The 22,944-nt window shown below is 67.1% G+C and carries 19 protein-coding genes and 2 pseudogenes; 16 read left to right on the forward strand and 5 right to left on the reverse strand.

Going from position 1 to position 22,944, the window contains the following annotated elements:
- Both B351_RS18095 and B351_RS0115810 read right to left on the reverse strand, forming a co-directional pair.
- Window positions 1-192, reverse strand: a pseudogene (locus tag B351_RS18095) (hypothetical protein); the annotation flags it as partial.
- Window positions 189-746: an RNA polymerase sigma factor gene (locus B351_RS0115810; protein ID WP_019400004.1), complete on the reverse strand. Its 558-nt coding sequence runs from the start codon at window positions 744-746 to the stop codon at window positions 189-191. The pseudogene B351_RS18095 and the gene B351_RS0115810, both read right to left, overlap by 4 nt.
- A 185-nt stretch (window positions 747-931) precedes the next feature.
- Between B351_RS0115810 and B351_RS0115815 the strand changes: the two genes are divergently transcribed.
- Window positions 932-3,814 (forward strand): EAL domain-containing protein, encoded by a 2,883-nt coding sequence (locus B351_RS0115815; protein WP_125109402.1) that lies wholly within the window; start codon window positions 932-934, stop codon window positions 3,812-3,814.
- A 10-nt stretch (window positions 3,815-3,824) separates the two neighbouring features.
- Here B351_RS0115815 and B351_RS0115820 read toward each other — a convergent pair whose 3' ends face one another.
- A complete protein-coding gene (locus B351_RS0115820; protein ID WP_019400006.1) occupies window positions 3,825-5,252 on the reverse strand; it encodes an aldehyde dehydrogenase family protein in 1,428 nt (475 codons plus the stop codon).
- A 126-nt stretch (window positions 5,253-5,378) separates the two neighbouring features.
- On the opposite strand from B351_RS0115820, the gene ispG reads away from it, so the two are divergent.
- Together ispG and B351_RS0115830 are read left to right on the forward strand one after the other, a co-directional pair.
- Window positions 5,379-6,647: a flavodoxin-dependent (E)-4-hydroxy-3-methylbut-2-enyl-diphosphate synthase gene (gene ispG, locus B351_RS0115825; protein ID WP_019400007.1), complete on the forward strand. Its 1,269-nt coding sequence runs from the start codon at window positions 5,379-5,381 to the stop codon at window positions 6,645-6,647.
- On the forward strand, window positions 6,628-7,329 hold the full coding sequence (locus tag B351_RS0115830; RefSeq protein WP_026010801.1) for a phosphatase PAP2 family protein: 702 nt from the start codon (window positions 6,628-6,630) through the stop codon (window positions 7,327-7,329). The genes ispG and B351_RS0115830 overlap by 20 nt, the downstream gene beginning before the upstream one ends.
- Window position 7,330: 1 nt before the next feature.
- On the opposite strand, the gene B351_RS0115835 is transcribed toward B351_RS0115830, so the two are convergent.
- Entirely contained in the window at window positions 7,331-8,437 is a 1,107-nt protein-coding gene (locus B351_RS0115835; RefSeq protein WP_050992271.1) for an SGNH/GDSL hydrolase family protein, read from the reverse strand.
- Window positions 8,438-8,909: 472 nt separating this feature from the next.
- Between B351_RS0115835 and B351_RS0115840 the strand changes: the two genes are divergently transcribed.
- The 12 genes from B351_RS0115840 (at window position 8,910) to B351_RS0115890 (ending at window position 22,232) form a co-directional block, all read left to right on the forward strand.
- Window positions 8,910-10,031, forward strand: coding sequence for a Fic family protein (locus tag B351_RS0115840; protein WP_019400010.1), 1,122 nt, complete (start codon window positions 8,910-8,912; stop codon window positions 10,029-10,031).
- Between the two features lie 87 nt (window positions 10,032-10,118).
- Window positions 10,119-10,337, forward strand: coding sequence for an AlpA family transcriptional regulator (locus B351_RS17465; protein ID WP_083852481.1), 219 nt, complete (start codon window positions 10,119-10,121; stop codon window positions 10,335-10,337).
- On the forward strand, window positions 10,321-10,884 hold the full coding sequence (locus B351_RS17055; RefSeq protein WP_050992272.1) for a DUF6088 family protein: 564 nt from the start codon (window positions 10,321-10,323) through the stop codon (window positions 10,882-10,884). The genes B351_RS17465 and B351_RS17055 overlap by 17 nt, the downstream gene beginning before the upstream one ends.
- Before the next feature lie 292 nt (window positions 10,885-11,176).
- Window positions 11,177-11,458, forward strand: a complete 282-nt coding sequence (locus tag B351_RS17470; RefSeq protein WP_083852480.1) for a helix-turn-helix domain-containing protein — start codon at window positions 11,177-11,179, stop codon at window positions 11,456-11,458.
- 35 nt (window positions 11,459-11,493) lie between these two features.
- Window positions 11,494-12,063 carry an Hsp20/alpha crystallin family protein gene (locus tag B351_RS0115850; protein WP_026010802.1) on the forward strand — a complete coding sequence of 190 codons (570 nt, stop codon included), beginning with the start codon at window positions 11,494-11,496 and terminating at the stop codon, window positions 12,061-12,063.
- A gap of 85 nt (window positions 12,064-12,148) precedes the next feature.
- Window positions 12,149-14,998 carry a heat shock survival AAA family ATPase ClpK gene (gene clpK / locus B351_RS0115855; RefSeq protein WP_026010803.1) on the forward strand — a complete coding sequence of 950 codons (2,850 nt, stop codon included), beginning with the start codon at window positions 12,149-12,151 and terminating at the stop codon, window positions 14,996-14,998.
- Between the two features lie 17 nt (window positions 14,999-15,015).
- Complete coding sequence (gene cls / locus B351_RS0115860; protein ID WP_026010804.1) at window positions 15,016-16,446, forward strand: cardiolipin synthase; 1,431 nt, start codon at window positions 15,016-15,018, stop codon at window positions 16,444-16,446.
- Window positions 16,447-16,472: 26 nt separating this feature from the next.
- The gene (gene ftsH, locus B351_RS0115865; protein WP_019400014.1) at window positions 16,473-18,323 is read left to right on the forward strand and encodes an ATP-dependent zinc metalloprotease FtsH; all 1,851 of its coding nucleotides are present in this window, start codon (window positions 16,473-16,475) and stop codon (window positions 18,321-18,323) included.
- 41 nt (window positions 18,324-18,364) lie between these two features.
- Window positions 18,365-19,515, forward strand: a protein-coding gene (locus B351_RS0115875) for an IS3 family transposase (protein ID WP_232207954.1) whose coding sequence is annotated in 2 segments (ribosomal slippage) — window positions 18,365-18,611 and window positions 18,611-19,515 — 1,152 coding nt in all. Because the reading frame shifts where the segments join, the coding sequence is not laid out codon by codon here.
- Window positions 19,516-19,612: 97 nt separating this feature from the next.
- Complete coding sequence (locus B351_RS0115880) at window positions 19,613-20,113, forward strand: phosphate-starvation-inducible PsiE family protein (RefSeq protein ID WP_019400017.1); 501 nt, start codon at window positions 19,613-19,615, stop codon at window positions 20,111-20,113.
- A complete protein-coding gene (locus tag B351_RS0115885; RefSeq protein ID WP_026010807.1) occupies window positions 20,091-21,056 on the forward strand; it encodes a zinc metalloprotease HtpX in 966 nt (321 codons plus the stop codon). The genes B351_RS0115880 and B351_RS0115885 overlap by 23 nt, the downstream gene beginning before the upstream one ends.
- A gap of 24 nt (window positions 21,057-21,080) precedes the next feature.
- Entirely contained in the window at window positions 21,081-22,232 is a 1,152-nt protein-coding gene (locus tag B351_RS0115890) for a S1C family serine protease (RefSeq protein ID WP_019400019.1), read from the forward strand.
- An 18-nt stretch (window positions 22,233-22,250) separates the two neighbouring features.
- Here B351_RS0115890 and B351_RS0115895 read toward each other — a convergent pair whose 3' ends face one another.
- Complete coding sequence (locus B351_RS0115895) at window positions 22,251-22,799, reverse strand: lysozyme (RefSeq protein ID WP_083852483.1); 549 nt, start codon at window positions 22,797-22,799, stop codon at window positions 22,251-22,253.
- Between B351_RS0115895 and B351_RS18220 the strand changes: the two are divergent.
- Window positions 22,768-22,845 (forward strand): annotated as a pseudogene (locus tag B351_RS18220) (transposase); the annotation flags it as partial. The gene B351_RS0115895 and the pseudogene B351_RS18220 sit on opposite strands and share 32 nt — an antisense overlap.
- Between the last annotated feature and the right edge of the window lie 99 nt (window positions 22,846-22,944).

Here is a 22,944-nt window from a genome sequence, read left to right on the forward strand (position 1 = left end):
CCGCCGCGCACGCCGCCAGCCGCCGGCCACCGGCGCCGTGGCGGTTGCCGGGTGCGCAGGGGGAGCCGCGGCCTGGCGCGCCGCAGCGAGGATGCGTGCATCCAGTTGCGGCGACGGCCCCGGGCCGGCAGCCGCCTCGAGCTGGCGCCGCAGTTCCAGTTCCTCCGGGGTCAGGGGGGCGTGCCGGCTCATGCTTGCAGCCTCCCGCGCAGGCGGTCCATGGCATAGCGCAGCCGCGACTTCACCGTCTCCCGGCCGACCCCGGTGATGCGGCCGATCTCCTCCAGCGGCAGTTCGCCATGCAGGCGCAGCAGCAGCGCCTCGCGCTGCTCGGCCGGCAGCTCGTCCAGCGCCCGGTACAGGCGCGCGGCCTGCTGCGAACGGCTGGCGTGCCGCTCCGGGTCGTCCGGGTCCGCCAGCGCGGTGGTGCGCTCGTCGGCGTCGGCCGGCGCCGGCGGCCGGTGCTTCAGCGCGCGCCAGTGGTCGGCCAGTCGGTTGTGGGCGATGCGGTACAGCCAGGCCGCGAACGGCGCGTCCGGGCGCCAGCCGTCGCGTGCGGCCACCACCCGCTGCCACACGTCCTGGAACAGCTCCTCGGCCAGGGCGCGGTCATGCAGCTGGCCCAGCAGGAAGCGGAACAGCGGCAGGCGGTGGCGCGCGTACAGGGCCTCGAACGCGGCAACGTCGCCCGCGGCCCAGGCCTGCATCAGGATCTCGTCTCCGGGTGGGTCCACCGCCTGCTCCATGTGCGGCACCCTAGCGCGCCCGGCGCCGGACGCAAGCGGCACCGCGGCGGGCAGGGGCAGGGCGGCGGCGGGGCACGTGCTCATGTTGGATACAACGCACAGAACAGTGCGTTGGGGTCGAGAAATCGGCGGGGCGGACCGTTATGCTGGCGCCCGCCGTTGCCGGCAAGCTCGATCCAGGACAGATGATCCATTGCAGTGGCCTTGAGGGTGCGGCACCGGCCGCCGGTGCCGCCGTGCCCGATGGGCCCGGGCGGACCTGGGCCGTGCTTGCGTCCCTGCTGCCGGAGGCAGGGTGGATGGCCCTGGGCTGGCAGGCCGCGGGCCTGGCCACCTGCGCCGGTGCCAGCGACGGTGAGGCCTGGGCGCGGCTGCAGCAGGTGCTGGACGGCGGCCCGGTGCCCGACGGGGTCCTGGGCGCGGCCTGGGACGAGGGCGAGGCCCGGCTGGCCGCGCTGGCCGGGTGTCCGGACACGCTGGAACCGGCGCGCCGGCAGGCCTGGTGCGCGGCGGCGCGCACCCTGCTGGAAGCGGAGCTGCACGAGCGCCGGCTGCAGGCCCGGGTGCAGGAACTGGAACAGTCGCGGCGGCTGCAGCAGGCGCTGTACGAGATCGCCGACCTGGCCGGCGGCGAGGTCGAGATGCAGGAAGTGCTGGCGCGCCTGCACGGCATCATCGGCACGCTGATGTACGCGCCCAGTTGCTACATCGTCGAGTACGACGAGCGGCGCGGCAGCCTGCGCTTCCTCTATTACGCCGACGACCGCGACCCGCAACTGGCGGACGGCGGCCGCGAGTGGCCGGTGCAGGAGATGGCCGACAGCCTCACCCTGGCCCTGCTGCGCCACGGCCGCGCCCTGCGCGGGCCCTCGGCTGGGATCCGCCGCGCCCTGGGCCTGCCGCAGCGCAGCCGGCGCCATGGCTCGGACAGCCTGGACTGGCTGGGCGTGCCGCTGCGCCGCGGCGAGCGCGTATGCGGCGCGATCGTGGTGCAGAGCTACGACCGCGCCGGTTGCTACAGCGAGGAGGACCGCGCGCTGCTGGGCTTCGTCGCCCAGCACGTGCAGACCATGCTGGACCGGCGCCAGGCCCAGGTGGAACTGGAGCGCCGGGTGCTGGAGCGCACCCTGGAACTGGAACGGGCCAACCGCGAGCTGCAGGAGGAGGTGCTCGAGCGCCAGCGCGCCGAGCGCCTGCAGCACGCGCTGTACCGCATCGCTGAGATGGCGGTCAGTTCGCAGGGGCCGGAGCAGTACTACGCCAAGGTCCACGCCGCGGTGGACGACCTGCTGTACGCGCGCAACTTCTACATCGCCCTGCTCGCCGAGGACCAGCAGACCATCGAGTTCGTGTACTCGGTGGACCAGGGCGGCGACCACCGCCCGCCGCGGCGTACGGGCAAGGGCCTGACCGAGTACGTGATGCGCACCGGCACGACCCTGCTGGCGCACCGCGCGGACATCGACCGCCTGATCGCCGCCGGCGAGGTGCACGACCCCGGCCCGGTGCGGGCCAGCAGCTGGCTGGGCGTGCCGCTGCGCCGCGACGGCGAGGTGGTGGGCGTGATCGCGGTGCAGAGCTACGACCCGAAGATCAGCTTCAGCAGCGACGACGAACGCCTGCTCTCGTTCGTGGCCCACAACATCGGCACCGGCCTGGCCCGGCAGGCGGCGCAGGAACGGCTGCGCCTGGCCCATGCGGACCTGGAGCGGCGCGTGGCCGAGCGCACCAGCGAGCTGGAGCGGGCCAACGAGCAGCTGCTGGCGCAGATCGGCGAGCGCCTGCGCGCCGAGCAGCGGCTCACCCACCAGGCCCTGCACGACGCCCTGACCGGGCTGCCCAACCGCGCCTGCCTGCTGGATTCGCTGGGCGCCGCGCTGCGGCGCGCCGGCGATGGCGCCGGGCACGCCTTCGCCGTGCTGTTCCTTGACCTGGACCGGTTCAAGGTGGTCAACGACAGCATCGGCCACGCCGCAGGCGACGAGTTGCTGGTGGAGGTGGCGCGGCGGCTGGTGTCGGCCATGCGCCCCGGCGACGTGGTCGCGCGCCTGGGCGGGGACGAGTTCGCGGTGCTGGCCGCCTGCCCGGACGGGCACGATGAGGTGCGCGAGCTGGCGCGCCGGCTGCTGGGCGTGATCGGCCAGCCACTATGGGTTGCCGGCCGCGAACTGTTCCCCTCGGCCAGCATGGGCATCGCCCTGTGGCACCCGCGCTACCGCAGCGGCGAGGAGCTCCTGCGCGACGCCGACGCGGCCATGTACCGGGCCAAGAACGAGGGCCGCGACCGCTACGCCATGTTCGACGAGGCCATGCGCGAGCAGGCCGTGCGCAGCCTGGACCTGGAGGCGGACCTGCGCCGGGCGATCCAGCGCCGCGAGTTCATCCCGTACTACCAGCCGATCGTGCGCCTGGAGGATGGCGCGGTGGTCGGCCACGAGGCCCTGCTGCGCTGGCGCCACGAGAAGCGCGGCCTGCTGTCGCCGGCGGCGTTCATCGCCCTGGGCGAGGAGAGCGGGCTGATCGAGCAGGTCGACTGGCTGCTGTACGAGCAGGTGATTGAGGAGCTGGCGCGCGGCGGCAGCGGCTACATCTCGGTCAACGTCTCGCCGCGCCACTTCCGTTCGCCGGGTTTCGCCCGCCGCCTGCTGGGCCTGCTGGACGGCGCCGGCGCCGACCCGGCGCGGCTGCGCCTGGAGATCACCGAGGTGGCGCTGATGGACGACGCGCCGCGCATCCGGCGCATGCTCGACAGCCTGCGCGCGCGCGGCGTGGGCGCCTTGCTGGACGATTTTGGCACCGGTTTCTCCGCGCTGTCGTACCTGCACCGGTTCCCGATCCTGGGGCTGAAGATCGACCGCAGCTTCGTCGCCGGCCTGGACGCCGAGGGCGGGCGCGAGGAAAGCCTGGCCCTGGTGCGCGCGATCCTGGCGCTGTCGCACAGCCTGGGCATGGAGACGGTGGGCGAGGGCATCGAGACCGAGGCCCAGCGCGCCACCCTGCTGGAGCTGGGCTGCAGCGCCGGGCAGGGCTACCTGCTGGGCCGGCCCTCGGCCTGCCGGGTGCGCTGAGCGCGGCGGCTCAGCTGCGGATCACCAGCAGCCGGATCTCGCTCATGTCCTCGATGGCGTACTTGACGCCCTCGCGGCCGAAGCCGGAATCCTTCACCCCGCCGTAGGGCATGTTGTCCATGCGGAAGCTGGGCACGTCGCCGACCACCACGCCGCCGACCTGCAGCCGGTCCCAGGCGCGCATGGCGTGGTCCAGGCTGTCGGTGAACACGCCGGCCTGCAGGCCGAAGTCCGAATCGTTGGCCGTCTCCAGGGCCGAATCGAAATCCTCGAAGCGCTGCAGCAGCGCCACCGGGCCGAACGCCTCCTGGCGCTGCAGCTCGCAATGCGCCGGCACGTCCTCCAGCAGGGTCGCCTCGAGCATGTTGCCGTTGCGGCCGCCACCGACGACGACCTTCGCCCCGGCCTTGCGCGCCGACTCGATCCAGCCTTCCAGCCGGCGCGCCGCGTCCTCGTCGATCATCGGGCCGATGAAGGTCTTCTCGTCCTTCGGGTCGCCGGCGACGAAAGTGGCGATCTTCGCCGCCAGCTTGTCCTTCAGCGCGTCGTAGACGTCGGCGTGGGCCAGGATCCGCTGCACGCTGATGCAGCTCTGCCCGGACTGGTAGTAGGCGCCGAAGGCCAGGCGCTCGACCACGTGGTCCAGGCACCCGCCCTGGTCGGCGTCGACGATGCAGGCGGCGTTGCCGCCCAGCTCCAGGGTGACCTTCTTGCGCCCGGCGCGGGCTTTGAAGTCCCAGCCGATGAGGCCGCCGGTGAAGGACAGCAGCTTGATCCGGTCGTCCTCGACCAGCGGCGCGGCCACCTCGTTGTCGCAGGCGAACACCGAGAATGCGCCCCTGGGCAGGTCGGTCTCGGCCAGGATCTCGGCGATGATCAGTGCGCCCACCGGGGTCTTGCCGGCCGGCTTGAGCACGAACGGGCAGCCGGCGGCGATCGCCGGGGCCACCTTGTGCGCCACCAGGTTGAGCGGGAAGTTGAACGGGGTGATGAAGCTGCACGGCCCGATCGGCACCCACTTCCAGATCCCGCGGTAGCCGCGGCCGCGCTCGGAGATCTCCAGGTTCACGGTCTGGCCCTCGATCCGCACCGCCTCCTCGGCGGCGATGCGGAAGGTGTCGATCAGGCGGGTGACCTCGCCGCGGGCGTCCTTGATCGGCTTTCCGGCCTCGATGCACAGGGCCAGGGCCAGCTCCTCGGCGCGCTCGCGGAAGCGGGCGGTGCAATGCTCCAGCACCGCCTGGCGGCGGAACGGGGGCAGGGCGGCCATGGCCGGGGCGGCCTCCACCGCCGCGGCGATCGCCCGCTCCACCGTGGCCGCGTCGGCCATGGCCACCCGGGTGGCGACCTCCCCGCTGTACTTGTCGCGGACTTCCAGGTCGGTATTGGGCGTTTCGGCGGCGTTGGCGACGTAGAGCGGGTAGCTGGGCTTGAGCATGGCGGTGTCCTGGGCGCGCGGGCCGGGTGCGACGAGTATGCCGCGGTCGGTGGCAAGGCCGCGTCGGCCGCCGGCCGGAATGCGCCGGTTCGGCCATGTTCGGCCGCGGGCGACTAGAATGCGCACATGCAGCACGATGCCGTCACCCAGCCCACGCCGCCGGCTTCCATCGGACCCTGGCCGCGCCGTCCCACCCGCCAGGTCAACATCGGCGGCGTGCCGGTCGGCGGCGGTGCCCCGGTGGTCGTCCAGTCCATGACCAATACCGACACCGCGGACGTGGCGTCCTCGGTCAAGCAGGTGGCCGAACTGTGGCGCGCCGGCTCGGAGCTGGTGCGGCTGACGGTCAACACCCCGGAGGCGGCCGCGGCGATCCCGCGGATCCGCGAGAAGCTGCTGATGATGGGCATCGACGTGCCCCTGATCGGCGACTTCCACTACAACGGCCACCAGCTGCTGGCCGCCGAGCCGGCCTGCGCCGAGGCGCTGGCCAAGTACCGGATCAACCCGGGCAACGTCGGCTTCGGCAAGAAGAAGGACACCCAGTTCGCCGCGATCATCGAGAAGGCGATCGAGTACGGCAAGCCGGTGCGCATCGGCGCCAACTGGGGCTCGCTGGACCAGGCCCTGGCCGCGCGGCTGATGGACGAGAACAGCCAGCGCGCCGAACCCTGGGACGCCGGCCGGGTGCTGCGCGAGGCGCTGATCCGCTCGGCGGTGGATTCGGCCGACCGCGCGGTGGAGCTGGGCCTGCCGGCCGAGCGCATCGTGCTCAGCTGCAAGGTCAGCGGCGTGCAGGAGCTGATCGCGGTGTACCGCGACCTGGCTGCGCGTTGCGACTACGCCCTGCACCTGGGCCTGACCGAGGCCGGCATCGGCAGCAAGGGCATCGTGGCCTCCGCCGCGGCGCTGGCGGTGCTGCTGCAGGAAGGCATCGGCGACACCATCCGCATCTCGCTGACGCCGGAGCCGGGCCAGCCGCGCACCCAGGAAGTGGTGGTGGCGCAGGAGCTGCTGCAGACCACCGGCCAGCGCGCCTTCACCCCGATGGTCACCGCCTGCCCGGGCTGCGGCCGCACCACCAGCACCTTCTTCCAGGAGCTGGCCAAGACCGTGCAGGAACACGTGCGGGCGAAGATGCCGGAATGGCGCGTGTCCCACCCCGGCGCCGAGAACCTGACCCTGGCGGTGATGGGCTGCGTGGTCAACGGCCCGGGCGAGTCGCGCCATGCCGACATCGGCATCTCCCTGCCGGGCACCGGCGAGGCGCCCTCGGCGCCGGTGTTCGTGGACGGGGAAAAGAAGGTCACGCTCAAGGGCGAGAACATCGCCGCCGAGTTCGTGGCCCTGATCGACGAGTACGTCGAGACCCGGTATGCCCGGAAGGCCGGCTGAGCCGCCTCCGGGAGACTCCGCGGCGCCGGTGCTGCCGCCGCGCCGCAGGCTGGGCCTGCTGCTGTTGCTGTTCCTCGGGGTGCTGGCCCCGCTGTGGCTGTTCGCCGAGCTGGCCGACGAGGTCCACGAGCTGGAGGAAATGGTGCACGCCGACGAGGCGCTGCTGCGCTGGCTCAACGGCCTGGCCGGGCCGCGCCTGGACGCGTTCTTCGTCGCCGTCACCCATGCCGGCTACGAGTACGGGGTGATCCCGCTCGACGTGCTGCTGTCGCTGGTCCTGCTGCTGAAGAGGAAGTGGCGCGAGGCGGCCTTCGCCACGGTGTCCTTCGTCGGTTCGGCGCTGCTGAACCTGGCCGCCAAGCACAGCTTCCAGCGCGCGCGCCCGGACCTGTGGGAATCGATCGCCCCGGAGACCACCTTCAGCTTCCCCAGCGGCCATGCCATGGGCTCGATGACCCTGGCCATGGTCGCGATCCTGCTGGCGTGGCGCACCCGCTGGCGCTGGCCGGTGGCGGTGGCGGCGGTGGCGTTCGTGCTGCTGGTGGGTCTGTCGCGCCTGTACCTGGGCGTGCATTACCCCTCCGACGTCATGGCCGGCTGGGCCGCGGGCCTGGCCTGGGTCGCGGGCACCTACCTGGTGCTGTTCCGCGCGCGCCGGCCGTGGCGCAGGCGCGCGCACTGAGTCAGTCCACGGGCGTTTCCCAGGGCGGGGGCAGGGCATCGATGTGCGCCACCAGCGCGTCGCGCAGGCGGGCATGGTCGGCCGCCGATGGATGCCAGTGGCAGGCCTGCATGTCCAGGCCGTCGACCGGCAGGAAGCTGATCCGGTGCTCGCCCTCGCGCTGCAGGGTTTCGACGACCTGGCGCGCGTGCTCGCGGATTTCCCCCTCGAAGAAGCCGGTGGCCCACAGCACGAAGTGCGCCTGCGGCCAGCGTGCACGCAGCTGGCGTACGAAGCCGGCATACGTGCGCACGTAATCGGCACGCAGGGCGGCGCGGTCGGCCCAGGGTTCGCCCTCGTGCAGTGCGGTGGAAAAGTCGTTGGTGCCCAGGGCGATCACCACCAGCTGCGGCTGCCAGGAGGCGTCGTTGTCGGGGTGTTCGTGCGAGAGCAGCAGGTAGGGCCAGGCGACGGGCAGGGTGTCGCCATCGTGGCCGTCGTAGTTGCGGACCACGCCGCGGCCGGAAATGGCATTGATCCGGTAGTCCGCGCCGTAGTGCTTCGCCACCTGCGGGCCGAAGGCTGCGCTGGTGTCGGTCGTTGCATCGACCTCCTCGCTGCTGCATTCGCGGTGGGTGGAGATGCTGCCGTAGCCGACCGTATGCGAGTCGCCGATGAACTCGATCCGGCGTGCCCGCAGCGGCATCGGCGCCGGCTTGCTCCCTTCCGGCAGCAGGAAGCCGCCGAAGACATGCACGCTGGACTGGCTTTCGCTCGCCGTTTCCAGGCGAAGCTGGTGCCGGCCCGGGGCCAGTCCGGTCACGCGGTAGCGCCCCGGCGTGGCCTGGCGCAGCGTGTCGATGCGCTCGCCGTCCACCAGCACGTGCAGGGCCAGCGGCGGATGAACCAGCTCGAATACGGCCTCGCTGCCATCGAATGCGGTCTCGAAGTAGACGCCGGGCCACTGGTGGGCGATGCCTTGCGGATGCGGCGCGGTGCGGCCGCCCACGTTCGCGGCAATGCGTTGGCCGGTGGCGGCGGGATCGGGGAACACCCGCATCCCGGCATGGGATGGGGCGGAAACGAGGCCCGCCAGCAGGGCGAGGGCGATCCAGGGACGGGGTGCCATGGCGTTCCTTTCCGTGCCGCGACCGGCGAGGCGGCGAGCATCGCAGCGGAAGCCGGAAAAGAACAAGGCCCGGGGGTTGCCCGGGCCTTGTCTGGAATATTGGTGGTGGGGCGGCAGCCCGCGCCAAACGACCGTTGAAGAAAGTACGCGATACCGGCGTTCCGGCAAGTTGATAAGTCCTGCTGGCTGCTGCGAAAAGCGGGGGTTGACAGGCCAGAGGCAGCGGACGATCAAGCGGTTTTTCCCGTGGATCGGTCACCGATATGGCCGTTCAAATTCGTATGCTTCTCTGGTCCGGTTCGATTCCGGAATCGGGAATTGAACCCGCGTCCGTCCTCCCGACCAAGAGCACACCCATTCACACCCATTCCGGGGTAAGGCAGCCCGGGGTGCGGGGAATCGCACCTTCTATCGCCGCATTATATGCGGTGAATAACTTGCGCATGCGGAGAATGAAGCCCATAATCTCCGCATGAACAGCGGCGATTACAAGTACATCTGGCAGGCCAGTGACTGGCCGGACTGGCGCTTCGACCTGGCGGCGCTCGCTGGCCCTATGGCGGATGTGAGTCGTGCTCAAGGGCTCTTGCTGGGGCGTCTGGCCGACGTGGGCATGGCGCTGCGCGATCAGGCCAGCCTGGCGGCGCTCACCGAAGACGTGGTCAAGACCAGCGAAATCGAGGGCGAGCAGCTCAACGTCGAGTCCGTGCGCTCAAGCATCGCTCGCCGGCTGGGCGTCGACATCGGGGCGTTGGCTCCAGTCGATCGTCATGTCGAAGGCGTGGTGGAGATGGTGCTCGACGCCACGGTCAACTGCGCGGCGCCGGTGACCCGCGAGCGGTTGTTCGGCTGGCACGCGGCGCTCTTTCCCACTGGTTACTCCGGCCTCTCCAGGATCAAGGTCGGCAGTTGGCGCGACGACGCCAGTGGCCCCATGCAGGTGGTTTCCGGCCCCATCGGCCGCCAGCGCGTGCATTTCGAGGCGCCGCCCGCCGATCGACTGGAGACCGAGACAGGTCGTTTCCTCGAATGGGTCAATGCGGACTCGGGTGAGCCACCGCTCGTCAAGGCGGGGCTTGCCCATCTGTGGTTCGTGACCTTGCACCCGTTCGACGACGGCAACGGCCGTATCGCCCGGGCCATCGGCGACCTGCTGTTGGCGCGCGCCGACGGCAGCCCGCAGCGCTTCTACAGCCTGTCGGCGCAGATCCAGCGGGAGCGCAAGGCCTACTACGATATTCTGGAGGGCACCCAGAAGCGGTCCATGGACGTCACCGAGTGGCTGGCCTGGTTCCTCGACACCCTGCATCGCGCCGTCGATCAGGCGCAGCACACCCTCGATGCCGTGCTGACCAAGGCACGCTTCTGGCAGCACTGGGCAGCCACACCTTTGAACGAGCGACAGGTGAAATTGCTCAACCGGCTACTCGATGGCTTTGAAGGTAAGCTCACCAGCAGCAAGTGGGCGGCGATCGCCAAGTGCTCGCCAGACACGGCGCTGCGCGACATCAACGACCTGCTCGCGCGCGGCGTGCTGCGGAAATCGAATGCGGGCGGGCGCAGTACCAGCTACGAGCTGAACGATCTCCCGTAGTAACCGCGCGTCTTCTGAATTGACCTGGCTGGCGGACCGAACAGCGCCTTCATGGACTCCTGCCAACTCATGCGGAAGGAGACCAAGATGGACGTCGTTCACCTCAATCAAAAACAACTGGCCGCCCGCTGGAGTATCAGCGAAGCCACCCTCGAACGCTGGCGTAGCGTGGGAATTGGGCCGAAATTCCTGAAACTCTGTGGTCGGGTGATTTACCGCCAAGTCGACATCGAAGCCTACGAGGAGTCGTGCCTGCAGATATCAACCAGCCAGTCTGCGGTCGTTGCCCATGGCCAAACAAGCTGAGATCGTCAGCCGCTGGATCGATGCGCAGCCGGAGGGCGCCTTGCTCAGGAGCCTGGACCTGGAGCACTTGGTCAATCGCGATCAAGCGTCGCGGCAGTTGGTTCGCTTGGCACGGCATGGGCGTTTGAGGCGCGTGGCGCGCGGCATGTACGTCGCCGTGACGGCCAGCCGCTTCGGTTCAGTCCCGCCGCCCGCCGACAAACTGGTCCAGTCCCTCACGCGCATCACGGGGCACGCCATCGTCCGTCATGGCGCGGCTGCGGCCAGTGCCCTGGGGCTGACCACGCAGGTCCCCGTCCGACAGATCTACCTGACCGACGGCCGCGCGCGGACGCTCAATCTCGGCAAGCAGGTCATCGAGATCCGCCGTGCCCCCAGGTGGATGTTGGTGCTGGGCGATAGTCTCGCCGGTGATGTCGTCATAGCCCTTGAATGGCTTGGCCCGGACCTCGCCGAAACCACGTCGGCAAGTTGGTTGGGCGCATCGGGCGGGATGACTGGAACGCCGTGCTCGAAACCAGGACTCACCTGCCGGCGTGGATGGTAGTGGCAATCCAGAAAGGTCTTCCCGCGTCGGCACTTGTTCCGTTTCGTCGGTAGATGTCGACAAGTACCGACGTTTCGAAACACGGCGGCATCCGCTCCCGATTAAACCTTTGCCTATCGCCGGATCGGACTGCCCCAGCACACCCTCTCTGGAAATTTGAGTCACATCATTCGCCAAGCAGATCGCGGGATGTTGACTCTTGACTTCCTGCATGTTAGGCGCAATGTTCTTGCAAGGTTTTGCAAAAAATCCTCGATTGAGGCTGTACGAAGGCGGAACTTGTGGGGGTGATATGACAGCGCGCCAGCAGGCGATTTTCACACTCGAGGAGTTGGCTGCCTACTTGAAAGTCGGCAAGCGGACGCTTTACCGGCTCGCCTCGCACGGGGAGATTCCGGCCTTCAAGGTCGGCGGGACGTGGCGGTTTCGTCAAAGTGAAATCGATCGATGGATCAATGATCAGATCCAAGCAGGCAGAAAGAAGGAGGTGATACGCACAGATGAGCAGCCAAAGTCAGCGGAACACTCCGTGTCGTCTGGGCGCGCTGTCCGTCGCCGCAGGCAAACGGCGTGAGCGAGAGTCTTCAATTTTTCTTCTGGAGGTGTGACATGGACATTGATTTCAAGCAATTGGCTCCCTGGAACTGGTTCAAGAAGGAGCAGGAAGAACAACAGAGCACTGCCTCGCTGCCGGTGCAGCGCAATGACCTGCCGGTGGCGGGTGGGCCGGTCAGCCCCATCCTGCAATTGCATCGCGAGATCGATCGCCTGTTCGACGACGCGTTTCGAGGCTTCGGTTTCCCGACGCTGGCCATGCCACGCTGGCCGTCGGAGTGGCCGGGCCTGCTGAAACCGGCGCTGGACATCCAGGAGACCGACAAGCAGTACAAGATCGCCCTGGAAGTGCCCGGCGTCGAGGAAAAAGACATCCAGATCACGCTCGAGAACGACGTGCTGCTGGTGCGCGGTGAAAAGCGTCAGGAGCAGGAAACGAAAGGCGGCGGTTTCCACCGGGTGGAGCGCTCCTACGGCAGCTTTCAGCGCGCTCTGAACCTGCCGGCCGATGCCAACCAGGACACGATCAAGGCCGCTTTCAAGAACGGCGTGCTCACGATCACGATGGAAAAGCGCGAGGCCAGTACGCCCAAGCAGGGGCGCTCGATCCCGATCAACGGCTGACGCGGGGCAGCGCGTTTTTCTCAAAAACCACAAAGAGATGACCGTGATCGGCGGGGCCTCGTCAGATCTTTACAGGAGCATCAGCATGGCCAGAAAACAATGCCAAGTCTGCGGCCAACCCGCCACGGTGCGGGTGGAAGCCAATCTCAATGGTCGCCACAGCACCATGCTGTTGTGTGACGATCACTATCGCCAACTGGTGCGCCAGCAAAAGCGCACCGTCTCACCGCTGGAAGCCTTGTTCGGCTCGCGCAGCGGGCTGTTCGAAGACTTCCTTGGCAGCGACTTCTTCCGCATCGGTGACGACGCACCGTCCATGGCGGCCGATACCGACGAGGTCGTCGATGCCTCGTTCGGCGAACCCGCCCCGGCCGGTACGGGCACCGCGCGCCGTCGCGGCAGTGGGCTCGCCAGCCGTATCAGCGAACAGTCCGAGGCCCTATTGCAGGAGGCCGCCCGACACGCTGCAGAGTTCGGGCGCGCCGAAGTCGATACCGAACACCTGCTGCTGGCGCTATCCGGCAGCGACGTGGTCAAGACCATCCTGGGGCAGTTCAAGATCAAGGTCGATGACCTCAAGCGCCAGATCGAATCCGAAGCCAAGCGCGGCGATAAGCCGTTCGAGGGCGAGATCGGCGTGTCGCCCCGGGTCAAGGACGCGCTCAGCCGTGCTTTCGTGGCCTCCAACGAACTCGGCCACTCTTATGTCGGGCCGGAGCATTTCCTGATCGGGCTCGCCGAGGAAGGCGAAGGTTTGGCGGCCAACCTGCTGCGCCGTTACGGCCTCACGCCACAAGCGCTGCGCCAGCAGGTAAGCAAGGTGGTCGGCAAAGGGGCCGAGGATGGCCGCGCCGAGACGCCGACCAACACGCCCGAGCTGGATAAATACTCGCGCGACCTCACCAAGATGGCGCGCGAGGGCAAACTCGATCCAGTCATCGGCCGTGCGCAGGAGATCGAGACCACCATCGAGGTGCTGGCCCGGCGCAAGAAAAACAATCCGGTGCTGATCGGCGAGCCCGGCGTCGGCAAGACCGCCATCGTCGAAGGGTTGGCGCAGCGCATGGTGGCCGGCGAAGTGCCTGAGACGCTGCGCGACAAGCGCCTGGTGGAACTCAACATCAATGCCATGGTGGCTGGCGCCAAGTACCGGGGCGAGTTCGAGGAGCGCGTGCAGAAGGTGCTCAAGGAAGTGACCGAGCACCAGGGCGAGCTGATTCTCTTCATCGACGAGGTGCACACCATCGTCGGTGCAGGCCAGGGTGGCGGCGAAGGCGGGCTGGACGTGGCCAACGTGTTCAAGCCGATGATGGCGCGCGGCGAACTGAACCTGATCGGCGCCACCACGCTCAACGAGTATCAGAAGTACATCGAGAAGGACGCCGCGCTGGAGCGTCGCTTCCAGCCGGTGATGGTGCCCGAGCCGACGGTAGCGCAGACCATGATGATCCTGCGCGGCCTGCGCGACACCTTCGAGGCGCACCACAAGGTCAGCATCACCGAGGATGCGATTATCGCCGCCGCCGAGTTGTCGGACCGCTACATCACCGCGCGCTTTTTGCCTGACAAGGCCATCGACCTGCTCGACCAGGCGGCCGCACGCGTGAAGCTGTCGGCCACGGCCCGCCCGGTGGCGGTGCAAGAGCTGGAGTCCGAACTGCACCAGCTACGGCGTGAGCAGGACTATGTGGCCTCGCGCAAGCAGTACGACAAGGCCGCCGAGCTGGGCAAGCGCATCGAGGCCAAGGAGACTGAACTCAAGAAGCTCGTCGAGGAATGGGAACGCGAGCGCGCCTCGGGCAGCGCCGAAGTCAAGGCCGAGCATGTCGCGCAGATCGTCTCGCGTCTGACCGGCATTCCGGTCAACGAGCTGACGGTGGAAGAACGCGAGAAGCTGCTGCATCTGGAGCAGCGGCTGCACGAGCGCCTGGTGGGCCAGGACGAAGCGGTGCGCGCGGTGGCCGATGCCGTGCGGTTGTCGCGCGCGGGCCTGCGCGAAGGCAGCAAGCCGGTGGCGACTTTTCTGTTCCTCGGGCCGACCGGCGTGGGCAAGACCGAGCTCGCCAAGGCGCTGGCCGAGTCCATCTATGGCGATGAAGGTGCGCTGCTGCGCATCGACATGTCCGAGTACGGGGAACGCCATACCGTGGCACGCCTGGTGGGCGCGCCTCCGGGTTATGTGGGCTATGACGAGGGCGGCCAGCTCACCGAGAAGGTGCGTCGCAAGCCCTACAGCGTGTTGCTGCTGGACGAGATCGAGAAGGCTCACCCCGACGTCTACAACATCCTGCTGCAGGTGTTCGACGACGGGCGGCTCACCGACGGCAAGGGCCGGGTGGTGGATTTCACCAATACCATCATCATCGCCACCTCGAACTTGGGCTCGGACATCATCCAGCGTCGGCTGAAGGCCCGTGGCGCCGCCGGCGAAGAATACGAGAAGACCAAGGCCGAGGTGATGGACGTGCTGCGCGGACACTTCCGCCCCGAGTTCCTCAACCGCATCGACGAAATCATCGTCTTCCACGCGCTGGGCAAGGAGGAGATCCGCCATATCGTCGGCCTGCAGCTCGATCGTGTGGCCCGCAACGCCGCCAGCCAGGGCGTGACGCTGACCTTCGACCAGACCTTGATCGATCACTTCGCGGAGGAAGGCTACAAGCCCGAGTTCGGCGCGCGTGAGCTCAAGCGGCTGATCCGCAGCGAGCTGGAGACGGCACTGGCGCGCGAGATGCTGGGTGGCGGTATCGGCAAGGCCGATCACGTCAGCGCCCGCTGGGACGACAAGGCCGAACGGGTGGTCTTCGAGCGCCAGGAGCCACCCGCGAAGCCGGCCGAGCCTGAGAAGCCCGATGCCGCGAACGCGGCCGAGACGCCGCCTAGCGACGCGAGCAAGCCTGCGCGCAAGAAGAAGTCAGCGGGCGGCGAATCTTGAGTCATGAGGAGGCTGTCGTGTCCGACCCCAACGGGCTGACATGGGCAGCCACCCTCGTGTCGCTGGCGGTCGCTATCCCCACAGCGGGGCACGCGGTCATCTACAAGCGTGACCCTCGATCGGCCACGCTGTGGGTACTGCTGATCGCCTTGTTGCCGCTGGGCGGTTCGCTGCTGTATGGGCTGTTCGGCATCAACCGTTACCAGCGGCGGGCGCGGCGGCTCTTCTCGGGGGCAGATCCTGCTGCTCGGCAGGACCTCTCGCCCACGATGCCCGAGGCTGTATCGCCGCCGCTTGCCGGTCTGGCCCACCTAGTGGGACGCGCCACCGGCCAGTCGCTGACCGGCGGCAACCGCATCGAGCCGCTTGTCGATGGCGAGCAGGCCTACCCGGCCATGCTCGCCGCCATCGAATCGACGCGGTACAGCGTCGCCTTGACCTCGTACATCTTCGACAGCCAAGGCATCGGGGCGCAGTTCGTCGATGCGCTGCGCCGGGCTCATGAGCGCGGCGTGCAAGTACGGGTGCTGATCGACGACGTGTATGCCCGCTGGACGCCCCGCAGCGCCTACCGCGCCTTGCAGCGCGCCGGCGTTCCGGTGGCGACGTTCAACCCGACGTTGATTCCCGCGCGCCTGCATGCCGCTCATCTGCGCAATCACCGCAAGCTGCTGGTGATCGATGGCGAGACGGGTTTCACCGGCGGCATGAACATCGTCAGCCCGTATTGGCGGCCCGATGCGCCGGAGCAGGCCTGTCACGATTTGCACTTTCGTCTGCGCGGGCCGGTGGTTGCGCATCTGATGCGGTGCTTCACCGACGATTGGTGCGATACCACGGGCGAGCGGCTCAACGAGGGTTTCTGGGGCGAACCGCCCGCAACGGCTGATGAGCAAGGAACCTCTTGGGCGCGCGGCATCGAGGCCGGTCCCGATGAGGCCCTGGACCGGCTGCGCTGGACCTTCATGGGCGCTTTGAGCGCGGCGAAGCATTCGGTGCGCATCTGGACACCTTACTTCGTGCCCGATCAGCCGATGATCGCGGCGCTGAGCACGGCCGCGTTGCGCGGCGTGCGCGTCGAGGTGCTGACGCCCGCAAACGGCGACCATCCCACGGTGCAATGGGCCGCGCGCGCCCACTACTGGCAGGTGCTGGAGCACGGTGTACGCATCTTCGAACGGCCTGGCCCGTTCGACCACAGCAAGCTGATGCTGATAGACGGCCAGTGGTGCTGCCTGGGTTCGGCCAATTGGGATGCGCGCAGCCTGCGCCTCAACTTCGAGTTCAATGTGGAGGTGTACGACACCGCGCTGTCTACGCGGCTGGAATCCCTTTTTGATGCCGCCCGTGATGCATCGAACGAGATATCGGCCATGGCGTTGCGCGCCCGCCCGCTGGCCATCCGCTTGCGCGACGGGGTGGCCCGTCTGTTCACCCCCATTCTCTAGCGGCACGACTTGCGAGGAACATTGCCATGGAAAAGAAAGATCAATGGAACATTGGCTACTGGATCGTCGCCGGCCTGTTGCTGCTGACGCTGCAGAACTACTGGCAGGCGGCCAAGACCGTCGAGCCCGTGCCCTACAGCGAATTCGAGAAGGCGCTGGCCGAGGGGCGCGTCGCCGAAGTGCTGGTGTCGGACCGCACGGTCACCGGGCGCCTGAAATCGCCGGACAGCCAGGGCAAGACCACCATCGTGGCCACTCGCGTCGAACCCGACCTGGCCGAGCGGCTGTCCAAGTACGACGTGCCTTACGCGCGGGTGGTGGAAAGCACCTGGCTACGTGATGTGCTCTCCTGGATTCTGCCGGCGGTGGCCTTCTTCGGCGTCTGGTTCTTCCTGTTCCGCCGCTTCGCCGAGAAGCAGGGCATGGGCGGCTTCCTGAGCATCGGCAAGAGCCGCGCCAAGGTGTTCATGGAGAAGAACACCGGCGTCACCTTTGCCGATGTCGCGGGTGTCGATGAGGCCAAGGCCGAGCTGGTCGAAATCGTCGACTTCCTGAAGAACCCGCAGGATTACGGCCGCCTCGGCGCGCGCATCCCGAAAGGTGTGTTGCTGGTTGGCCCGCCCGGCACGGGCAAGACCCTGCTGGCCAAGGCCGTGGCGGGCGAGGCCGGGGTACCGTTCTTCTCTATCTCCGGCTCGGAGTTCGTCGAGATGTTTGTCGGCGTGGGCGCGGCGCGGGTGCGCGACCTGTTCGAGCAGGCGCGCGGGCAGGCGCCGGCCATCATCTTCATCGATGAACTCGACGCGCTGGGCCGTGCACGCGGCGTCGGCGGGCCCATCGGCGGCCACGACGAGCGTGAGCAGACGCTCAACCAGCTGCTCACCGAGATGGACGGCTTCGACAGCTCGGTGGGGCTGATCATCCTCGCCGCCACCAACCGGCCCGAAATCCTCGACCAGGCGCTGCTGCGCGCCGGTCGCTTCGACCGTCAGGTGCTGGTGGACCGGCCCGACAAGAAAGGTCGCCTGGATATCCTGAAGGTCCACGTCAAGAAGGTGACGCTGGCTCAGGATATCGATCTCGAACAGGTGGCGGCGCTGACCACCGGCTTTTCCGGCGCTGATCTGGCCAATCTCGTGAACGAAGCAGCGCTGAACGCGACGCGGCGCAAGGCGCAGGCTGTGGAACTGCAAGACTTCACCGCCGCCATCGAGCGCATCGTGGCCGGCCTGGAAAGGAAGAACCGTGTGCTCAATCCGAAGGAGCGGGAAACCGTGGCCTATCACGAGATGGGGCATGCGCTGGTGGCGCTGGCGCTGCCCGGCACCGATCCGGTACACAAGATTTCAATCGTTCCGCGTGGCATCGGTGCACTCGGCTACACCCTGCAGCGGCCCACCGAAGACCGATTTCTGATGACACGTGCCGACCTGGAGCACAAGATCGCCGTGCTCCTGGGAGGGCGCGCGGCTGAGAAGCTCGTGTTTGGCGAGCTGTCCACAGGGGCTTCAGACGATCTCGCGCGGGCCACCGACATCGCCCGCGACATGATTACGCGCTTCGGCATGGATGAGGGCTTGGGGTACGTTGCTTTTGAGGCACAGAGGCCGCGTTTTCTTGATGCGCCTGAACTGGTACAGGGTGGCTGCCGGGTAGCCGAATCGACTCAGACACGCATCGACCAAGCCATCCGTGACATCGTGATGGGTGTGTTTGATCGTGCATACCGAATTCTCGAAATTAACCGGGAAGTGCTGGAGCGGTGCGCGCGCGAACTGCTCGCACGGGAAACGCTGGATGAATACAGCATCCGGCAACTGACGCAAGGGCTACAGCTCGAATCCCCATGTCACAGTGGACCGGCCAGCCTTTCGTAGACATCCGGACGCCATAATTGATGGCAATGACCGAGGTGTTTATGGGCAACAGCAAGCAGTACACGGATGAGTTCCGGGCCGAAGCGGTGAAGCAGGTGATCGAGCGTGGCTTCACGGTGGTGGACGTCGCCTCCCGGATCGGCATTCTCAAGCACACGCTCTATGGATGGGTGCAGGCCGCCAGGAAGGCGACACCGGCATCCGGTGCTGCAGTAGCGCCGACCGACTCAGCCGAGATCCGCCGGCTCAAGGCCGAGCTGCGGCGGGTGACCGAGGAGCGCGACATCCTAAAAAAAGCCGCCGCGTACTTTGCCAAGGGGTAAGGGCGAAGTACGCGTTCATGCGTGCGCACGTCCGCGAGTTCCGTCTGGTGGCGATGTGCCGGGTGCTGGGTGTGCAACGCAGCGGCTATTACGCCTGGCTGCGCCACGGCGCCAGCACTCGCGAACGCGAGGATCAGCGTCTGCTGGGCCTGATCAAGCATCACTGGCTGGCCAGCGGGACAGTGTATGGCTATCGCAAGATCACCCTGGATCTGCGCGATGCTGGCGAGCACTGTAGCCGGCACCGTGTCCTGCGCTTGATGAAGGCCGAGGGCCTGCGTGCGCAGGTCGGGTATGGCCGCAAGCCGCGCCATCGCGGCGGCCCCGTGGGCCTGGTGACCAATGTACTCAACCGGGACTTCACGCCAGAGGCCCCGAACAAGATCTGGGTCACGGACATCACCTACATTCGCACTTACGAGGGCTGGCTGTTCCTGGCGGCAGTGATGGACCTGTATTCGCGCCAGATCGTGGGCTGGGCCACGGCACCGACGATGACCAGCGATCTGGTGCTGCAGGCGCTGGTCGCCGCGGCATGGCGTCGCAAGCCGGGACCGGGCGTGATGGTCCACTCCGACCAGGGCTGTCAGTTCACCAGCAGCGATTGGCAGTCGTTCCTGAAGGCTCACCGGATGGTGCCGAGCATGAGTCGTCGCGGGAACTGCCATGACAACGCGGTGGCCGAGAGCTTCTTCAGCGTCTTGAAGAAGGAGCGGATCAAGCGAAGGATCTGCCCGACACGGGCCACTGCGGCATCGGACGTGTTCGACTACATCGAGATGTTCTACAACCCCATCCGCCGACATGGTTCCGCTGGCGGACTGTCACCGGTAGAGTTTGAGAGGCGCTACGCGCAGAACGGCGACTGAGTGTCTACGGAAATCTGGCCGGTCCAGGTGCAATCGAGTCGTCTTCTCGGACTCCCCGTTCCATTAACGTTTCATTGAAAGAGGGAGCGCAACGCTTATGCATAAAGAATCTGGCCACACGGCCCTTGACGAGATGCGCTCCCAGTGGCGGTTGATGACGGTTTACGAGCGCTTCGAGCAGGTCGTCGCCCTCGTTCTGTCGGCGGTAATTGCCGTCATCATCGTGGTGTCGCTGTTCCAGCTCATCGCCATCGTCTTCACGCTGCTGGTCCTCGATGCCTTCAATCCCCTGGATCACAAGGTATTCCAGAGTGTGTTCGGCATGATCATGACGCTCTTGATCGCGATGGAGTTCAAGCATTCCATCGTGCGCGTGGCGCTGCGTCGGGACAGCATCATCCAGGTCAAGACCGTGATCCTCATCGGCCTGATCGCGCTGGCGCGCAAATTCGTGATCCTCGACGCCGAGGCGAGCCCTGGCAAGATCGCCGCGCTTGCAGGAGCCACACTGGCGCTCGGTGCCACTTACTGGCTGCTGCGCGAGCGCGACGACCGCGCCGTCAAGACATCTGAGCATGATCCGTCATCATCCCAGTGACCCGCGCGCGGCGTTGCTGCAACACCGCTGGCTCAACCGCCTGCAGACTGGGCTGTTGGTCCTGACCCTGATCGGGATCGCAGCCACCGCAGGAAGCCTGCTGTTCGGGGAAAGCGGCCTGTGGCTCGCGCTGTTTGCAGTTGCAGGCACGCTGTTGCTGGAACCGGCAGCCGCATCCGCCTTGACCTTGCGCCTGTACCGCGCACGCGCTTTGCGCCCGCACGAAGCCCCGGAAATTTGGGCTCTGTTGCGCGAGCTGTCCGCCCGTGCCGGTTTGCCCGCCACGCCGGTGCCGCACTACGTGCCCAGTGCCGTCGTCAACGCCTTCGCCACCGGCTCGAAGCAGCATGCATCGATCGCCCTCACCGATGGCCTGCTGCGCAACCTGAGTTCGCGCGAACTGGCGGGGGTGCTCGCGCACGAGGTCGCGCACATCGCTAATGAGGATCTGCGTGTCATGGGGCTGGCGGATTCCGTCAGTCGCCTCACGAGCCTGCTGGCTATGGTCGGACAGATCGCTATTGTGTTCAGCTTGCCCGCACTGCTGGCCGGCGCGGTGGCGGTCAATTGGCCTGGACTGCTTCTGCTGGCCGCCTCGCCCCAGCTGGCCCTGCTCGCACAGCTCGGCTTGTCTCGCGTGCGTGAGTTCGACGCTGACCGCCTCGCGGCGGAACTGACCGGCGACCCGCAAGGGCTGGCGTCCGCGCTGGCGAAGATCGAGCGGGTCAGTCGCTCCTGGCGTGCCTGGCTGTGGCCGGGATGGGGCAATCCCGAGCCTTCCTGGTTGCGCACCCATCCGGCAACGCAAGATCGTATCTCACGCCTGCTGACGTTGGCGCCTGGACCAGCAACAGCCTTGCCGTTTCACGCGCCCCATTTCTTGCCGGAATCCGCTGTGACGCCGTGCCCGCCGCGCTGGCGCCCGAGCGGGCTATGGCGCTGATTGCCTATCAACAGGAGAGTTCTCATGGCCTACCCCGACCCGTACGGTCGCCCGCCACAGGACCACTTTATCCGTCGCTGGCTCTTCATCACCGCCTGCATTGCCGCGCTCATGCTGCTGTGGCAGTTTCTGCCCGCCATCGAGGACTGGTTCAGTCCGCGCGAGGCGGCAGAACGGACTGTGACGGCGCGCGGCGACCTGGCGGCGGACGAGAAAGCCACCATCGAACTGTTCGAAAAATCGCGCGCCTCGGTGGTCTACATCACCACCGCGCAATTAGTACGCGATGTCTGGACGCGTAACGTCTTCTCCGTGCCGCGTGGCACCGGCTCGGGCTTCATCTGGGACGACGCCGGCCACGTCGTCACCAACTTCCACGTCATCCAGGGCGCGTCCGAAGCCACCGTCAAACTGGCCGACGGCCGCGACTACCAGGCCGCGCTGGTGGGGGTAAGCCCAGCGCACGACATCGCTGTGCTCAAGATCGGCGTCGGTTTCAAGCGCCCGCCGGCCGTGCCGGTCGGCACCAGTGCCGACCTCAAAGTGGGTCAGAAGGTGTTCGCTATCGGCAACCCCTTCGGCCTGGACTGGACGCTCACCACCGGCATCGTCTCCGCGCTCGACCGCTCGTTACCCGGAGAAGCGGGCGGCCCGGCCATCGATCACCTCATCCAGACCGACGCCGCCATCAACCCTGGCAACTCTGGTGGGCCGCTGCTCGATTCGGCAGGAAGGCTCATCGGCATCAACACGGCGATCTATAGCCCCTCCGGCGCCTCGGCCGGGATTGGTTTCGCCGTGCCGGTGGACACCGTCATGCGCGTAGTCCCGCAACTCATCAAGACTGGTAAGTACATCCGTCCGGCGCTGGGCATTGAGGTGGACGAACAACTCAATCAGCGCCTGCTGGCGCTGACTGGAAGCAAGGGCGTGTTCGTGCTGCGTGTTACCCCTGGTTCGGCAGCGCACAAGGCCGGCCTCGCGGGTGTCGAAGTCACGTCGCAAGGCATCGTGCCCGGCGACCGCATCATCGGTGTTGATGGCAAGGCGACAGACGATGTGGCTAAGCTGCTCGCGCGGCTAGACGACAGGAAGGTCGGCGATGTGGTGGTCTTGTCAGTGGAACGGGCCGGCAAAACGCGCGAAGTGCGTGTGGAGCTGCAACCGGGGATTTGATCGAGTCGACCCGGCCTATCAGGCGGCGCGGAGCAGGCAAGTCGCCTCGGCCTCCCGCCGCGTGACAAGCCCCGGCAGCACCTTGCCACCGCCAAAGACCCAGCGCCGCAGCTCGGTTGCGGCGCTGGGCCAGTCGCGCTGATTGACTCGCCTCCGTAGCGTCGACGTCTGCAGCCGCCCCGCGCCGAGGTTGAACGTGAAGTCCACGATGGCGGCGAGCCTGCTCTCGGGTTCGGTGGCCAGCACCGGGCAGTAGCGCAGCGTTGCGGCGAGTGCCGTCTGCAGATCTCGAACCAGATAGACCTCGGCTTCGGCCTCGCTGATCGGTGGGTGCTTCGGATCGCAGAGATGGCCGTAACCAATCGTCCAGAAACCTGCGGGGCACACGTAGGGGATGGCACTGATTTCCGTGCCGCGCTTCACCTTGCGTTCAAACCCTTCGAAGCGCTTGGCCAGTTCGATGGCCGCGACGTCCCCCCGGTTTTGAGTAGCACGGCGATTTGGAGTCCAATCCCCAACGAGACGGAGATTGGACGTGAAGAAGCGCTTTTCCGAAGAGCAGATCATCGGCTTCCTGCGTGAGGCCGAGGCTGGCGTGGCGGTGAAGGACCTGTGACCTGAGTATGGAACTTGTAGCCAATCAGGCAGTGAGTCCGGGGTGGATGGTATCGTAAGCTTCCCCGTCAAGCAGGCATTTCAAAAGTAGAACTTC

Origin of the sequence: Pseudoxanthomonas sp. GW2 (genome assembly GCF_000283075.1) — a bacterium.
Taxonomy (GTDB): Bacteria; Pseudomonadota; Gammaproteobacteria; order Xanthomonadales; family Xanthomonadaceae; genus Pseudoxanthomonas.

Bases quoted from the DNA above. Each gene is read 5' to 3' on its own strand.
- ftsH (WP_019400014.1), top strand. From the start codon at position 16,473: ATGGAAAAGAAAGATCAATGGAACATTGGCTACTGGATCGTCGCCGGC.
- B351_RS0115835 (WP_050992271.1), bottom strand. From the start codon at position 8,437: ATGGCACCCCGTCCCTGGATCGCCCTCGCCCTGCTGGCGGGCCTCGTT.
- B351_RS0115820 (WP_019400006.1), bottom strand. From the start codon at position 5,252: ATGCTCAAGCCCAGCTACCCGCTCTACGTCGCCAACGCCGCCGAAACG.
- B351_RS0115810 (WP_019400004.1), bottom strand. From the start codon at position 746: ATGGAGCAGGCGGTGGACCCACCCGGAGACGAGATCCTGATGCAGGCC.
- B351_RS0115895 (WP_083852483.1), bottom strand. From the start codon at position 22,799: ATGATCTGCTCTTCGGAAAAGCGCTTCTTCACGTCCAATCTCCGTCTC.
- B351_RS0115850 (WP_026010802.1), top strand. From the start codon at position 11,494: ATGGACATTGATTTCAAGCAATTGGCTCCCTGGAACTGGTTCAAGAAG.
- B351_RS0115890 (WP_019400019.1), top strand. From the start codon at position 21,081: ATGGCCTACCCCGACCCGTACGGTCGCCCGCCACAGGACCACTTTATC.
- ispG (WP_019400007.1), top strand. From the start codon at position 5,379: ATGCAGCACGATGCCGTCACCCAGCCCACGCCGCCGGCTTCCATCGGA.
- B351_RS17465 (WP_083852481.1), top strand. From the start codon at position 10,119: ATGGACGTCGTTCACCTCAATCAAAAACAACTGGCCGCCCGCTGGAGT.
- B351_RS0115880 (WP_019400017.1), top strand. From the start codon at position 19,613: ATGCATAAAGAATCTGGCCACACGGCCCTTGACGAGATGCGCTCCCAG.
- B351_RS17470 (WP_083852480.1), top strand. From the start codon at position 11,177: ATGACAGCGCGCCAGCAGGCGATTTTCACACTCGAGGAGTTGGCTGCC.
- B351_RS17055 (WP_050992272.1), top strand. From the start codon at position 10,321: ATGGCCAAACAAGCTGAGATCGTCAGCCGCTGGATCGATGCGCAGCCG.
- B351_RS0115830 (WP_026010801.1), top strand. From the start codon at position 6,628: ATGCCCGGAAGGCCGGCTGAGCCGCCTCCGGGAGACTCCGCGGCGCCG.
- B351_RS0115885 (WP_026010807.1), top strand. From the start codon at position 20,091: ATGATCCGTCATCATCCCAGTGACCCGCGCGCGGCGTTGCTGCAACAC.
- B351_RS0115840 (WP_019400010.1), top strand. From the start codon at position 8,910: ATGAACAGCGGCGATTACAAGTACATCTGGCAGGCCAGTGACTGGCCG.
- clpK (WP_026010803.1), top strand. From the start codon at position 12,149: ATGGCCAGAAAACAATGCCAAGTCTGCGGCCAACCCGCCACGGTGCGG.
- B351_RS0115815 (WP_125109402.1), top strand. From the start codon at position 932: ATGATCCATTGCAGTGGCCTTGAGGGTGCGGCACCGGCCGCCGGTGCC.